This is a genomic window from Rhizobium moroccans (assembly GCF_057559155.1).
This window is the reverse complement of sequence record NZ_JBHFJG010000024.1, coordinates 39,690-52,453: the sequence shown is the minus strand read 5'-3', so window position 1 is coordinate 52,453 and position 12,764 is coordinate 39,690. Positions and strand designations below refer to the sequence as shown.

Sequence of the window (12,764 nt, the reverse complement as noted above, 5' to 3'; positions counted from 1 at the left end):
ACCGCGGTTGCCTCCCGCAAACACACCGGAATAGCCTCCGGGTGGTGGAGAAGGAGGAGCTTTCCATGCATTTGAAGCAACTATTGGCCTCGGTGGCACTCGCCGCCGTCATGTCCCTGCCTGCGGCATTGCCGGCCCTTGGGCAGGAGAAGAAGGATTGCCCGGAAACGCTTCCGGAAGGCACCGAATGCCTTGCGGGCGCCGACCAGAACGGCGCCTTCTACTGGATCGCCAAGCCTCAGAACTGGAACGGCATTCTCGTCGTGCACTCGCATGGCGGTCCGCGCACCGCCAAACCCGAACCGGATGATCCCATCGAAGATTTGGAACGGTTCGCCGTCACCGTCGAGGAAGGCTATGCCTGGGCCGCCTCCAACTACCGCCGGGAAGGCTATGGGGTGCGAATGGCGGCGGAAGACACCGAAAACGTCCGCAAGATCGCCGAAAAGCTGCTCGGCGAACCACGTCTGACCCTGCTGCACGGCCAATCCTGGGGCGCCAATGTCGCCGCCAAGGCAGCCGAACTCTATGCGCTCGATGCCGACGGCAAGAGGAATTACGACGGCGTGGTGCTGACGAGCGGCGTGCTCGGCGGCGGCACCGAGTCCTACGGCTTCCGTGCCGATCTTCGCGCCGTCTACCAGTATTACTGCAAGAACCATCCGCGGCCCGAAGAGGCGCAATATCCCGTATGGCAGGGTTTGCCCAAGGATGGGAAAATGCCGCGGGCCGAACTCGAAAAGCGTGTCGACGAATGCACCGGCGTTTCCCTCGACAAGGACAAGCGCTCGCCGGAACAGACGAAAAACCTCGCCAATATTCTTGGCGTCACCAAGGTGCCGGAGGGCAATCTCGTGGCGCATCTCGCCTGGGCCACCAATCTCTTCCAGGATATCGTATGGCGGCGGCTGGAGGGAAAGAACCCCTTCGACAATTCGAAGACCGTCTATTCCGGCTCGGATGACGATGCGGCCCTCAACGAGGGCGTGGAGCGGTTCAGCGCCGACGCGGAAGCCCGGCGGCTGCTCGCCTATGACGCTGACCTGACGGGCGCGATCGTCGCGCCGACGATTTCCATGCATGCCAGGAACGATCCGACCGCCTTCGTGGAACTGGAGGCCCAATATCGCGAGACGGTCGCCAACGCCGGCAATGCCGATCTACTGGTCCAGACCTTCACCGACGAGAACCAGCACAGCAAGCTCTCGACGCCGCAATACGCCGCGATTTTCGCCGCCATGGTGGGCTGGATCGACAAGAGCGAGAAACCGAGCCCTGCATCCATCGCCGAAAGCTGCAAGGCCGCAAGCGCCCGTTACGACAACGAGCCCTGCCGGTTCATCATGAACTACGAGCCGCAGGTGGCGGGGCAATAGCACCCCAACTCTCTCCCCGCATGCGGGGAGAGAGACGCCCCCTTAAGGGGTGGTTACAGCCATCCCTTTCTCTTGAAATAGAGATAGGGCATGATCATCGAAACGATCATCATGCCGATCGCCATCGGATAGCCGTACTGCCATCTCAGTTCCGGCATGACATCGAAGTTCATGCCATAGACCGAGGCAACCAGAGTCGGCGGCAGGAAGACCACCGCGGCGACCGAGAAGATCTTGATGATCTGGTTCTGCTCGAGATTGATCAGCCCCAGCGTCGCATCCAGCAGGAAATTGATCTTGCTCGACAGGAAGGCCGAGTGATCGCCGAGCGAGGTCGCATCCCGCTGCAGAAGCTTCAGGCGCTGGCGGAGCTCCTTGGCCAGCTTGCGGTCGACGCCGTCCAACGCGCTATAATAGGCAACGACGCGCGAGACGCTGACCAGGCTTTCGCGAACGACCGTCAGGAACTCACCCGCCTGACCGATCTCCCGGATCAGTTCCTGAAGGTCGCGCGTCTTCTTGTTGACCTTGGCGGCCTTGGCGCTGAAGACTTCCTGGGAAATCTGGTCGATGTCGTTGCCGAGCCGCTCCAGCGTATCGGCCATGCGGTCGATCACCGCCTCGATCAGCCCCGCCATGATCAGCTCGCCATTGCTGCAATGCAGGCCCGCGCCGTTGCCTCGGCGGGCGCGGGCCAGAAAGGCGTCGAAGGGCCGCGGTTCCGAATAGCGCACGGTCACCAGCGCCTGGCCCTTGACGATGAAGGTGACGGGCACCTTGCGCGGCGCCTCGGCATCCGGCCGGGTCAGCACCGTCATGGTCATGAACTCGGCGCCGTTCTCCTGGTAGAGACGGGCGGAGAGTTCGATGTCCTCCATTTCGTCCATGGTCGGCACGGTGATGCCGAGGCGCTCGCCGACGGTGCGCTCTTCCTCCTGGGTCGGATTGATGAGGTCGTACCAGACGACGGGCGGCTGAGCCTCGGATTTCAGGTCGAGCGCGACCGCGGCACCGGCAATAGCAGGCGCCATGACGACGGCGGGCGTATCGGAAACAACCGGCACAAGGCGGTCGAGGTCATAGGCATGGATACGCAGCATGACAGCTCCTTTTCTCGGACCATCGGTCCTTCAGGAGCGCGTATCCTTAAAAAGGATCAGAGCCCCGAAAGGACGGGTCGGTATGTTGACGTCGAACTTCGACTGTCGGGGTTCATCTCTCTTTTTCCTTTGAAACAGCGACGCCCGAACGGGCGGCGCTGAGCGAACGGATGCGCCCAATGCGCAAGGAAGTCAAACACATTTTGCACCGCACAGGCGGCACGGCATTACACGAACTGGGAAAGGCCCGGAACGGAAGAAACCACGGTGTCCACGACCTCGTCGCCGGCATGCTCGCGGGCAACGGCAATGGTTTCCTTGGCGAGCGAAGTGATCTCACCCATGCCGAGGCCCTGGCTCATCAGCTGCTGGCCGAGCCCCATGACCCCGCCGCCGCCGATCGCCGACATCAGGCCGCCGAGCAGACCACCGCCGTTCGAGCCTTCGCCGTTGAACTGGGCGACCAGTTCCGTCGCGCCGGGGATCGACTCGATCATTTTGGCGACGGCGCCGTCATCGGCCTCGCGCTGCAGGAAACCGAGCATCATGCCGACCGCCTTTTCAGCGACATCGGGAGCGATGCCGACATTTTCAGCAACGCGGGTAACCAGCTCGTTCATAAAGATTCTCCTCGAAATCTGACGTTGACGTCAAAGTAATACACACTGTCCGGCCCCCAAACCAGTGGGGAGCCGTAAATATAGGAGCAAATTCGCGCCGGTCGAATCGGTGGACTGGCGTACCGCCTGTGTCACGGCCCTAAAGCGCATCGATCCAGGCGCTGATGGCAGCATTTGCGTCCTCCCGGCGGTCCTGCATGATCCAATGACCCGCATTGGACCATAGATCGACTTTCGACTTCGGGTGCGAGAACCACGGCCGCATGCGGCCCGCCTGAGCTGGATCGCGGCACAGGTGATAGATGGGCACTTCCACTCGTTCGCAGAATTTCGCGCTCGCCTCTCCGACACCGACCTGGTCCGCTCCGAAGAAGAGGGGGCCGAAGGTGTCGCGCACGACGTGGTTCGGCATGCCCTGGACGCGCCTTGCGTGCCAGCGCTTGAATGCCGGATCGGTCGCTGCATCATAAACGAGCTGAAACAGAGCCGGGACAACAACGGCGGGATCGCCGGCGCTCAGATCGCGGACGGTCTTGTCGAACAGTTGGGCCGCGTCACCACCAAAACCAAGCGCCCCATCGACGGACACGACGGCGCTGACCAGATCCGGCCGCTTGAGGGCAAGGCGCGCGGCGATCTGCCCGCCCATCGAGTGCCCGACGATGACGAACTTCTCGCCCGGATACCTGGTTGCGATCAAGGTTTCGATGTCGGCAACGTGATCGGCGGGCCTATAGGCGCCCGACGGCATGACCTCCGACCTTCCATGCCCGCGCAGATCGGGCGCGACCACCCGGTACTTGCTTTCGAACAATGGAAGCTGCCCGATCCAATCATTGGAATCGCAAGTCCAGCCGTGCAGGAGCATCACATTCCTGCCCGCGCCGGCCTCGGTATAGAAGAGTTTCGCCGCAGGTGCCGCCGCCGTCGGCGTGCTCCTGAACGTGGCGGCCGCTACGGCCGTGGCGCCGGTGAATTTCAGCAGGCTGCGCCTCGAAAATCTGGTCTCCATCTTATCCTCTGTCGTTTGCAAAGCTTGGCGTTCGATTGCCTCGCAGGGACATGAACCGATGTCGGCAATCCTGGCTGCCATGCGAGTTGCAGGACAGATATCCATTGTATATCTAGGATCAAGAATGCACTTCCAGGTGCGTAGATATACGGAAGGTTACCGGGATGACGGACCAGGTTGATGCGGTGTTCTTTGCAGACTGCGCCGCGCGTTCTTTCTTCGATCAGGTCGCCAACAAATGGTCGGTGATGATCCTCACCGTCCTTGCCGAGAGGCCGACGCGCTTCAATGAGTTCAGGCGGAGGTTGGAAGGGGTGACGCACAAGGCGCTCACGCAGGCCCTGCGGCGTCTGGAGCGCAACGGGCTGATCGACCGGAAAGTATTCCCCACTTCGCCGGTCGCGGTCGAATACTCGATCACCGAACTCGGGCGCACCCTGCAAGTCCCGCTCGGAGCGGCGTATGACTGGGCGATCGGCCATCTGCACGAGATCGAGCAGGCGCAGCAGGCCTATGACAATAAAAAGCCGGCCCGGTGAACCACACAGTGGAAGGAGTAACCAACCGTTGCACTTGCCGTTGCCGCTTTTCCCGACGCACCCTATAACTAACATCCTGTGAGGGCACGCGGCCAGGGAGCGCATAGTTGCATGGACGAAACGGGTAAACTCTTCATCGGCGGCAGCCGCAATCCGGACGATTCGCTCAACAAGGCCGAATATCTGGATTTGAAGTTCGGCAACCGGCACGGCCTCATCACCGGCGCCACCGGCACCGGCAAGACCGTGACGCTGCAGATCCTGGCGGAAGGCTTTTCGAAAGCCGGGGTGCCCGTCTTCGCCGCGGACATCAAGGGCGATCTCTCCGGCGTCGCCGCCAAGGGCGAGCCCAAGGATTTCCTCGCCAAGCGCGCCGAGCAGATCGGCTTTGCCGATTACGATTTCGAACAGTTTCCGGTGATCTTCTGGGATCTCTTCGGCGAGAAGGGCCACCGGGTGCGCACCACCATCGCGGAGATGGGCCCTCTCCTGCTCTCACGGCTGATGGATGCCTCCGAGCCTCAGGAAGGCGTCATCAACATCGCCTTCAAGATTGCCGATCAGGCGGGAATGCCGCTTCTCGACTTCAAGGATTTCACCTCCCTCCTCAACTACATGGCGGAAAACGCCAGCGCGCTTTCCAGCCAGTTCGGGCAGATTTCCAAGGCCTCCGTCGCCTCGATCCAGCGGTCGCTGCTGGTGCTGGAACAGCAGGGTGCCACGCATTTCTTCGGCGAGCCGGCGCTGAAGATCAGCGATATCATGCGCACCCATACCAATGGCTATGGGCAGATCTCGGTGCTTGCCGCCGACAAGCTGATGATGAACCCACGGCTCTACGCGACCTTCCTGCTCTGGCTGCTTTCCGAACTCTTCGAGGAACTGCCGGAAGTCGGCGATCCGGAAAAGCCGAAGCTCGTCTTCTTCTTCGACGAGGCGCATCTGCTCTTCAACGACGCGCCGAAAGTGCTCACCGAGCGTGTCGAACAGGTCGTCCGCCTCATCCGCTCCAAGGGGGTGGGCGTCTATTTCGTGACGCAGAACCCGCTCGACGTACCGGAAACCGTTCTTGCCCAGCTCGGCAACCGAATACAGCATGCGCTGCGCGCCTATACGCCGCGCGAGCAGAAGGCGGTGAAGACGGCGGCCGATACCTTCCGTCCCAACCCCGCCTTCGATTGCGCCACCGCGATCACCAATCTCGGCACCGGCGAGGCGCTGGTCTCGACGCTGGAAGGCAAGGGCGCCCCCTCCATGGTGGAGCGCACTCTCATCCGGCCGCCTTCGAGCCGCATCGGGCCGCTTACCGATCAGGAGCGTCAGGCCGTGATGGACCGGAGCCCCGTGCTCGGCCTCTATGACGAGGACGTGGATCGGGAATCCGCCTTCGAAATGCTGGCTGCCAAAGCCAAGCAGGCAGCGGATGCGGCAGCCGCCAAGGAGGCGGAGGAGGCCCAGACCGCATCGGCGGGTTCCGGCTGGACGCTGCCGGGCTTCGGCGGCGGCGCGGACGAGCGCCCCACCCGCGGCCGCGCCGGCTCCCAGCGCCAGACGGTGGTGGAAGCAGCGATGAAGTCCGTCGCCCGCACCGTCGCCACCCAGGTCGGCCGGGCGATCGTGCGCGGCATCCTCGGCAGCTTCAAGCGGTAAGGCCTAGGCCTAAAACCACGGCCGCAGGGCAAGCTCGCCGCCGAGCAGGACGAGGCAGACCAGAAAGCCGCGCCGGAAGGCGGCGGGGCTGATGCGATTTCGCAGCGCCTGCCCCGCCCACATGCCGGCAAGCGCCGGCAGGATCGCCAGTGACGAAAGCAGGAGATTGCCGAAATCTAGGGCGCCGTGCCAGGCGAGGCCGGCAAACAGCGCCATGGTCGAGACGGTGAAGGAGAGGCCGAGCGCCTGCACGAGATCGTCGCGGCCAAGGTTCAATGCCTGAAGATAGGGCCCGGCCGGGATGACGAAAACGCCGGTTGCGCCCGTAATGACGCCGGTCACCAGACCGATCAGGGGCGACAACCATCTTTCGGCCTGCGGGGGCACGAAGGGCTGCTTTCCGAAAAGCGAATAAAGGGCATAGGCGACCAGGACGAGGCCAAGGGCAGCCACGGATAGAGGGCTTCCCGCGGTCAGCAGAAATGCGCCCGGCACGGTGCCGGCGACGATCATCGCCATCATCGGCCAGAGCCTTCTTGCGAGCGCCATGAAGCTCGGCCCGGTCGACAACTGCCATATGTTGGTGACGGCGGAAGGCACGAGCAGCAGCCCCGCCGCCGCGACGGGAGAGATGAGCGCGCCCAGCACCCCCATCGCGACCGTCGGCAGCCCCATTCCGGTGACGCCCTTGACCAGGCCTGCGATGATGAATGTGCCGGCAACGGCGGCGAGAAAGGGAAGGGAAAGCTCCGTCATGCCGCCTTATCTCACGGCGGCTCGATGCTTCTCAAGGCGCGAAAAGGCCTGATGCTTCGATAAAGGTCGAAGGATGCACAGCCCTCACGCGCATCTCCGCGTCGCCGTCACGGCTCGATGAAGCGATCCTCGACCGTCGGGACCGAATGGTGTTCATGCGAGATGACCCATTCGCCATCACGTTTCTCCAGGCCCACCGTCAATCTGAAATCCAGCGGGCCGGCAGACGTGCCATCGCAATGGAAAGTGCAGGCGGCGAAGGCGACATCGTTGCCGGCCACCACCCGCATCGAGGTCGGCCGATAGGTGATCGGCCCTTTCGGATCGGCAAAGAAGAAATCCCAGGTCTTGTCATAGGCTTCAATGCCTTCGACCGTTTCGGGAAAATCGAACATCAGGAGATCGGGCGAGTGGCGGGCAAGGATTTTTACGCGATCACCGCTCATCACTGCATTCGCCCAGTCTTCGATGATATCCCTGATCCGCTGCTCTTCGCTTTCGGATGCCATGCGAACCTCCTTTGCTCGCGCAGCCACGCTCACCCCGCCACGGTCGCAACCGCGGCGAGGCTTTGACGACGTCGGGAAGATCAACTCGGCGGTTATCGTTTCGCCGCGCTCAGAGCGAAGAAGGCGCCCTGCGGATCGGTGCACTGGACGATCCAGCCGCCGCTCGGAACCTGCATAGGCCCCATGACGATCTTGCCGCCACCAGCCTTCACCCGCTCGGCCGCAGCATCGATCGCCTCGACCGTGAAGTAATAGGCCCAGCAGGCAGGCATGTCGGCCGGCTTGGTCATCATACCGCCGATCATCTGACCGTTATGGGCGAATATCTTGTAAACGCCCATCTCACCGATGTCGCAGTCCTGATCAAGCGTCCAGCCGAAGACCTTTCCGTAGAAATCGAGAGCTTCGGCACCATCGCCAGCATAGAGTTCATGCCAGCCGACGGCGCCGACATCCTCCGGAGCAAGCTCCGGCGGCGGTGGCTGATCCATCGGCAGGGGCTTCATGACGCAGATGACCGCGCCGTGCGGATCGGCAAGCACGGCGAAGCGGCCGATACCGGGGATATCCTCGGGCGGACGCTGCACCGCGCCGCCGTGTTCGGTGAATTCCCTAGCCGTCTGGTCGACGTCATCGACCGCGACATAGCCGGTCCAGTTCGGCGGGATCTTGCCTTCCAATTCCGGCGGAAAATTCATCATGCCGCCGATGCCGGGGCAATTTTCGCCCTCCCCCATCTCGAACAGGAAATAGGGAAAATCGATATCCGGCATATCGACCTGCTTGACCTTCCAGCCGACCACCGAGGAATAGAATTTGCCCGCGGCATCGGTGTCGGGCGTCATCAGTTCGCACCAGATGAACTTGCCATGCGTCTTCGAACGTGCTTCCGAAACGGTCTGCAACATTGCCGTTTCCTCCTTCGATTGTAGTTGAACGCGCTGGTTCAGAGCTTGCGCGTATAGCTCGCTTCCATGAACTGCTTCCAGCTTCCATCCGGCTGTTTGGCGCTGGAATTGAAGGTGCGGTTGTTTCTATCCTGGAAGGTGATCTGCTCGCGGTAGTCGCCGGTCTTTCCCGGATTTTCCATATCCGGACCGGTGGTATAGAGGCTGAGCGTCTTGCCGTCGGCGGAAAGCTCGCCCTCGTAGACCCACAGGTAGTTCATCATCGACCCCAGCCAGGTGCCGACATATTTGCCCTTTTCGGGATCGTAGCCCAGCGTCATGATCGTCGTGGCATCCCCGCCTCCGGGCATCTGGCCATTGCCTTCGGCCACAAACCAGATGCCGCCCAGGGAGCGGACCACTTCCGTCCACGTCTCATCGCCGCTCATGGTTCCGGAAGTGACATTCCATGTCCCGACGAGCTGTTCGAGAAAGCCGTGCTCGGCCTGCGGTTTCGGCATTTCCATCATGATTTCCTCCTCCTCTTTATACGGACCCGATCCTGCGCCCGATCAATGGCAAGATGATGAAGACGCCGCCTCCGGCGCCGGCTCATATTCATCGTGGCGCTTGACGAAATTCATGGTCGAGTCCTCGTTGCGGCCGAAGGGCGCCCGGTCGAGGATCATCAGCGTGCCGATCACCTCCTCGCCGCCTCGGGCATAGGTCGAATAGGTATGAAAAACCTCTCCGCTCTCGTTCCTGTAGAAGGCGGAAAGGCCGGGCAGCTCGTCATGCGCATCTTCCGGTGGAATTTCCGTGAAATTGTAGAAGACCTTGTCCTTCGCGAGATCCTCCTTGGTGAAGGAGACGTGATAATCGAAGTTGAAGTCCGAGCCGTAGGACGAGACCCAGGGAAACTTCCAGCCCATGCGCTTCTTGTAGGCCTCGATCTTTTCGAGCGGCGCACGGGAAACGGCGATCAGCGTCACGTCGTGATGGTTGAGATGTGGCAGCGTGCCGTCGAAATGGTCGGCCAGGAAGGAGCAGCCGGGGCAGCCCGCCTCCCATTCCGGACCGAGCATGAAGTGATAGATGAGGAGCTGACTGCGGCCGTCGAACAGCTCGGCAAGCGCCTTCCTCCCCTTCGGCGTGTCGAAGACATACTCTTTGTCGACCTTCACCCAGGGTAATGCCCGGCGCTCGGCCCGCACCTTGTCGCGCAGATGGGTCTCTTCCTTCTCGAGCTTCAGGAGATCGCGGCGGGCCTTCAGCCATTCCTCGCGCGATACGACGGGATTTCTCGGGGATACGGTAGCATCCATGATTTCTCTCCTCCATTGACATGATAGGTTGATATCAACATACTATCCGCATGCTGTCAAACACTGCCGAAATAGAGCCGATTCCCTTCTCGACCACCCTGCATGTTCGCGACACATGTCTTTGTCTGCACGTGCAGCGAGCCGCGCGGGCGCTCGCGCGCCGCTTCGACAATGCCATGAAGCCGATCGGGCTGACGAACGGCCAATTCTCGCTGATGATGTCGCTCAACCGCCCCCAGCCGGCCTCCATGGGATCGGTCGTCAACGTGCTCGCCATGGACCGCACGACGCTGACGGCGGCGCTGAAGGTGCTGGAACGGCGCGGGCTCGTCAAAACCGCCGTCGACCCTAAGGACCGGCGCGGCAAGCTCCTGAGCCTCACCGATGAAGGCATGGCCCTGCTTTCGGCAGCGCTGCCGATCTGGGTCCGCGTGCATGGGGAGGTCGACGCGGAACTCGGCGGCGACGTGGAGCGGCTGAGAGAGACGCTGGCTCTCGTTAAATAGGCCGCAGTCGCGGATCGGCCTCGAAATCCGCCCGCGAGAACCCGATCCTCGTCAACGGAAAATCGCGGATCGCCTGCACGCCGGCGCCGGACAGGCGGATGCGCCAGGTCTGCCGCTCCACCGGCTCTCTCGCGGCAAATGTTTTGGCGGTGAGGAGCGCGATATTCATGCCGCCTTCCGGATCGCGCACCGAACGGTAGAGGATCGCCTCTATGCCCGCCCCGCGCGCCGCATCCGCCAGCGCCTGGCAGGCGGCGTAATCGGTGCGGTGCTCCCAATGGGCACGATCCCGATCGAATGGCGGAAGGGTGAGATCGATGCCGGCATCCGTCTTCGCGGGCACGGCGAAGGCGGTATATTCCGCGGCATTGGCGGGAAAGGGCGTGGCGGGCGATTCGGCGAAGAACAGCAGCCGGTAGAAGGCCATTTCGGCGATCGCGGTGGTGACGGCCGTGGCCGCATAGAAGACGCCGAGTGTTCGCCCGGCCCGGCGAAAACGCGAGCCGTGCGGATAGGCGGCGCCATAGCGGAAGGGCGTGGCGAGCAGATAATCCAGCCCCTCGCATTCGGGCGGATAGGAGGGCTTCGTCTCCTCCAGCAGGTTTTCGAGAAGCGCCTGCTCCTCCACCGTATCGACGAGCTTCATCGTCGATACCCGGTGCTGCGCCTCCACCAGCCGCCAGAAGCGGCCGGAGATGCGCCGCGCCTCAGACGAGAGCGCGGCGGGCGTCCAGATAGGCAAGGACATCGGTGAGGCCGGAAACGGTGAGGATTCTTTGAGCCGGCACGCCGCCGAGCGCCGAATTTTCGTTGCGCAGCCATTGGCGGGCGACCATGTCGTCACCGCCGGTAATGGCATCGAGCGAGCGGAACAGCCGGATGAGCAGGAGCGCCAGCTCGAAAGGCTTCGTGCCCTTCTCCAACTGGTGATCCTGCCGCTTCATGCGCGAGACGGAAGCTTCCGATACGCCGACCACCGCGCCGAGTATGCGCGCGTTGAGACCCAGCCGTTCAGCTGCGTTCACCGCCGCCTTGGTCACCACCATCCCTTCCTGAGACGAACCTTCTCGCGTCGGAGGGGGAGCCACTTTCTGCCGCAAAGTCATGGCTATTTCCTTTCCATGGAAAGAATATAGCACTAAACTTGCGGAAAACAAGGCGCGTGCTCGGGGGCCGATGAGGAACTCCCCACCTCCCCTTGAGGGGGAGGTCGCAGCGAAGCTGCGGGTGGGGTGAGCACTGTGCTCACGCACGAACGGTCACCCCACCCCGAACCTGCGGTTCGACCCCCCCCTCGAGGGAGGGTGGAAATCCCGTCAGGCCACCTTGACCGGAACTTCTGTCGAGGTGCGCATGGCATGGCTGTAGGGGCAGACGATATGGGCCTTGGCGACGAGGTCTTCCGCCTGGGCCTTGTCGAAGCCGGGAAGATCGACCAGCAGGGAGACTTCGATGCCGAAGCCGGTGCCGTCGTCGCGCGGGCCAATGCCGACAGTGGCGGTGACCTTGGCGTCATCCGGGATCTTCACCTTCTCCTTGCCGGCGACGTTCTTCAGTGCGCCCAGGAAGCAAGCCGAATAGCCGGCAGCGAAAAGCTGTTCGGGATTGGTGCCGGTGGCGCCGTCGCCGCCAAGTTCCTTCGGCACGGTCAGCGTGACATCGAGGACACCGTTTTCGGAAACGGCGCGGCCGGCGCGGCCGCCGGTGGCGGAAGCCTTGGTCGTATAGAGAATGGCCATCTGGGGACTCCTTCCTGAGAGCGAGGCTAATTTTGTTGTTCGCAATTCAATTGCGCGCAATATAGTTATGCGCATTGTGTTTTGCCGTCAAGCCTGCGACAATGACGAAATAGAGAGCTTGCCCCTAAAGTCAGGAGCCACATGCAGAAAAAGTCGGAAAACGGTCACTTGGGAGACGTCGGCATCAGCCTCGACGGCCAGCTCTGTTTCGCGATCTACGGCGCGGCGCATGCCTTCAACCGCGCCTACAAGCCGCTTCTGGAGCCGCTCGGGCTGACCTATCCGCAATATCTCGTCATGCTGGCGCTGTGGGAGCAAGACGGTCAGCCGGTGAAGGCGATCGGCGAGCGGCTCGGCCTCGATTCCGGCACGCTCTCCCCTCTCCTCAAGCGGCTGGAGCAGGCCGATCTCGTCAAGCGCAAGCGCGACCGCCGGGACGAGCGCCAGGTGCATATCTCGCTCACGCCGAAGGGCGCCGAGATGAAGGCTCAAGCCGAACACGTCGCCCGCGCGATCGGCGAAGCGCTGGGCTGCGGACTGGACGAGGTCGCCGCATTGAGGGATGCCTTGAAGGCGCTGAGGGAGAGGCTTCTGAGCGCGGACGCGTGAGGTTTGTTGCCCCTCATCCGGCTGCCGCCACCTTCTCCCCGCTCGCGGGGAGAAGGGATATGCCGCACCGGTTTCCCGCATCACAAGGGTTCGTTTGCCACGTCCCCTCTCCCCGCAGGCGGGGAGAGGGCTAGGG

The 12,764-nt window shown here is 62.5% G+C and carries 16 protein-coding genes; 5 read left to right on the top strand and 11 right to left on the bottom strand.

All coding sequences use genetic code 11. The features are described from left to right. Nucleotides 1-65 precede the first annotated feature (65 nt). Nucleotides 66-1,376 carry an alpha/beta hydrolase family protein gene (locus tag ACE04I_RS13920; protein ID WP_046796056.1) on the top strand — a complete coding sequence of 437 codons (1,311 nt, stop codon included), beginning with the start codon at nt 66-68 and terminating at the stop codon, nt 1,374-1,376. 53 nt (nt 1,377-1,429) lie between these two features. Here the strand turns inward: ACE04I_RS13920 and corA are convergent, their stop codons facing one another. From corA to ACE04I_RS13905, 3 genes are all read right to left on the bottom strand, one after another. Next, on the bottom strand, nt 1,430-2,407 hold the full coding sequence (gene corA / locus ACE04I_RS13915) for a magnesium/cobalt transporter CorA (RefSeq protein WP_046796057.1): 978 nt from the start codon (nt 2,405-2,407) through the stop codon (nt 1,430-1,432). 296 nt (nt 2,408-2,703) lie between these two features. Beyond that, the gene (locus ACE04I_RS13910) at nt 2,704-3,096 is read right to left on the bottom strand and encodes a hypothetical protein (protein ID WP_046795795.1); all 393 of its coding nucleotides are present in this window, start codon (nt 3,094-3,096) and stop codon (nt 2,704-2,706) included. A 139-nt stretch (nt 3,097-3,235) separates the two neighbouring features. Further along, nucleotides 3,236-4,108 (bottom strand): alpha/beta fold hydrolase, encoded by an 873-nt coding sequence (locus tag ACE04I_RS13905; protein ID WP_046795796.1) that lies wholly within the window; start codon nt 4,106-4,108, stop codon nt 3,236-3,238. 164 nt (nt 4,109-4,272) lie between these two features. Here ACE04I_RS13905 and ACE04I_RS13900 point away from each other — a divergent pair, with 164 nt between their 5' ends. After that, nucleotides 4,273-4,647: a winged helix-turn-helix transcriptional regulator gene (locus ACE04I_RS13900; protein ID WP_046795797.1), complete on the top strand. Its 375-nt coding sequence runs from the start codon at nt 4,273-4,275 to the stop codon at nt 4,645-4,647. Nucleotides 4,648-4,758: 111 nt separating this feature from the next. Next, nucleotides 4,759-6,297, top strand: a complete 1,539-nt coding sequence (locus ACE04I_RS13895; RefSeq protein WP_046795798.1) for a helicase HerA-like C-terminal domain-containing protein — start codon at nt 4,759-4,761, stop codon at nt 6,295-6,297. A gap of 9 nt (nt 6,298-6,306) precedes the next feature. Here ACE04I_RS13895 and ACE04I_RS13890 read toward each other — a convergent pair whose 3' ends face one another. The 5 genes from ACE04I_RS13890 to ACE04I_RS13870 form a co-directional block, all read right to left on the bottom strand. Then, the gene (locus ACE04I_RS13890) at nt 6,307-7,053 is read right to left on the bottom strand and encodes a sulfite exporter TauE/SafE family protein (protein ID WP_487207218.1); all 747 of its coding nucleotides are present in this window, start codon (nt 7,051-7,053) and stop codon (nt 6,307-6,309) included. 107 nt (nt 7,054-7,160) lie between these two features. Then, nucleotides 7,161-7,562: a nuclear transport factor 2 family protein gene (locus ACE04I_RS13885; protein WP_487207217.1), complete on the bottom strand. Its 402-nt coding sequence runs from the start codon at nt 7,560-7,562 to the stop codon at nt 7,161-7,163. Between the two features lie 92 nt (nt 7,563-7,654). Further along, nucleotides 7,655-8,470 carry a VOC family protein gene (locus tag ACE04I_RS13880; protein WP_046795801.1) on the bottom strand — a complete coding sequence of 272 codons (816 nt, stop codon included), beginning with the start codon at nt 8,468-8,470 and terminating at the stop codon, nt 7,655-7,657. Nucleotides 8,471-8,508: 38 nt separating this feature from the next. Next, nucleotides 8,509-8,976: a DUF1579 domain-containing protein gene (locus ACE04I_RS13875; RefSeq protein ID WP_170986341.1), complete on the bottom strand. Its 468-nt coding sequence runs from the start codon at nt 8,974-8,976 to the stop codon at nt 8,509-8,511. 45 nt (nt 8,977-9,021) lie between these two features. Further along, nucleotides 9,022-9,774, bottom strand: a complete 753-nt coding sequence (locus tag ACE04I_RS13870) for a DUF899 domain-containing protein (protein ID WP_046795803.1) — start codon at nt 9,772-9,774, stop codon at nt 9,022-9,024. 50 nt (nt 9,775-9,824) lie between these two features. On the opposite strand from ACE04I_RS13870, the gene ACE04I_RS13865 reads away from it, so the two are divergent. Then, nucleotides 9,825-10,280: a MarR family winged helix-turn-helix transcriptional regulator gene (locus tag ACE04I_RS13865; protein WP_137326789.1), complete on the top strand. Its 456-nt coding sequence runs from the start codon at nt 9,825-9,827 to the stop codon at nt 10,278-10,280. Here ACE04I_RS13865 and ACE04I_RS13860 read toward each other — a convergent pair. The 3 genes from ACE04I_RS13860 to ACE04I_RS13850 form a co-directional block, all read right to left on the bottom strand. Further along, nucleotides 10,273-11,028 carry an RES family NAD+ phosphorylase gene (locus ACE04I_RS13860; RefSeq protein WP_046795804.1) on the bottom strand — a complete coding sequence of 252 codons (756 nt, stop codon included), beginning with the start codon at nt 11,026-11,028 and terminating at the stop codon, nt 10,273-10,275. The genes ACE04I_RS13865 and ACE04I_RS13860 overlap by 8 nt on opposite strands. Continuing rightward, on the bottom strand, nt 10,988-11,386 hold the full coding sequence (locus ACE04I_RS13855; protein ID WP_046795805.1) for an MbcA/ParS/Xre antitoxin family protein: 399 nt from the start codon (nt 11,384-11,386) through the stop codon (nt 10,988-10,990). The genes ACE04I_RS13860 and ACE04I_RS13855 overlap by 41 nt, the downstream gene beginning before the upstream one ends. A 210-nt stretch (nt 11,387-11,596) precedes the next feature. Beyond that, nucleotides 11,597-12,019, bottom strand: coding sequence for an organic hydroperoxide resistance protein (locus tag ACE04I_RS13850; protein WP_046795806.1), 423 nt, complete (start codon nt 12,017-12,019; stop codon nt 11,597-11,599). Between the two features lie 141 nt (nt 12,020-12,160). On the opposite strand from ACE04I_RS13850, the gene ACE04I_RS13845 reads away from it, so the two are divergent. Beyond that, entirely contained in the window at nt 12,161-12,628 is a 468-nt protein-coding gene (locus ACE04I_RS13845; RefSeq protein ID WP_046795807.1) for a MarR family winged helix-turn-helix transcriptional regulator, read from the top strand. Nucleotides 12,629-12,764: the final 136 nt, after the last annotated feature.

Coding starts and splice junctions, on each gene's coding strand:
- ACE04I_RS13920 (WP_046796056.1), top strand. CDS start 66: ATGCATTTGAAGCAACTATTGGCCTCGGTGGCACTCGCCGCCGTCATG.
- corA (WP_046796057.1), bottom strand. CDS start 2,407: ATGGCGCCTGCTATTGCCGGTGCCGCGGTCGCGCTCGACCTGAAATCC.
- ACE04I_RS13910 (WP_046795795.1), bottom strand. CDS start 3,096: ATGAACGAGCTGGTTACCCGCGTTGCTGAAAATGTCGGCATCGCTCCC.
- ACE04I_RS13905 (WP_046795796.1), bottom strand. CDS start 4,108: ATGGAGACCAGATTTTCGAGGCGCAGCCTGCTGAAATTCACCGGCGCC.
- ACE04I_RS13900 (WP_046795797.1), top strand. CDS start 4,273: ATGACGGACCAGGTTGATGCGGTGTTCTTTGCAGACTGCGCCGCGCGT.
- ACE04I_RS13895 (WP_046795798.1), top strand. CDS start 4,759: ATGGACGAAACGGGTAAACTCTTCATCGGCGGCAGCCGCAATCCGGAC.
- ACE04I_RS13890 (WP_487207218.1), bottom strand. CDS start 7,053: ATGACGGAGCTTTCCCTTCCCTTTCTCGCCGCCGTTGCCGGCACATTC.
- ACE04I_RS13885 (WP_487207217.1), bottom strand. CDS start 7,562: ATGGCATCCGAAAGCGAAGAGCAGCGGATCAGGGATATCATCGAAGAC.
- ACE04I_RS13880 (WP_046795801.1), bottom strand. CDS start 8,470: ATGTTGCAGACCGTTTCGGAAGCACGTTCGAAGACGCATGGCAAGTTC.
- ACE04I_RS13875 (WP_170986341.1), bottom strand. CDS start 8,976: ATGGAAATGCCGAAACCGCAGGCCGAGCACGGCTTTCTCGAACAGCTC.
- ACE04I_RS13870 (WP_046795803.1), bottom strand. CDS start 9,774: ATGGATGCTACCGTATCCCCGAGAAATCCCGTCGTATCGCGCGAGGAA.
- ACE04I_RS13865 (WP_137326789.1), top strand. CDS start 9,825: ATGCTGTCAAACACTGCCGAAATAGAGCCGATTCCCTTCTCGACCACC.
- ACE04I_RS13860 (WP_046795804.1), bottom strand. CDS start 11,028: ATGTCCTTGCCTATCTGGACGCCCGCCGCGCTCTCGTCTGAGGCGCGG.
- ACE04I_RS13855 (WP_046795805.1), bottom strand. CDS start 11,386: ATGACTTTGCGGCAGAAAGTGGCTCCCCCTCCGACGCGAGAAGGTTCG.
- ACE04I_RS13850 (WP_046795806.1), bottom strand. CDS start 12,019: ATGGCCATTCTCTATACGACCAAGGCTTCCGCCACCGGCGGCCGCGCC.
- ACE04I_RS13845 (WP_046795807.1), top strand. CDS start 12,161: ATGCAGAAAAAGTCGGAAAACGGTCACTTGGGAGACGTCGGCATCAGC.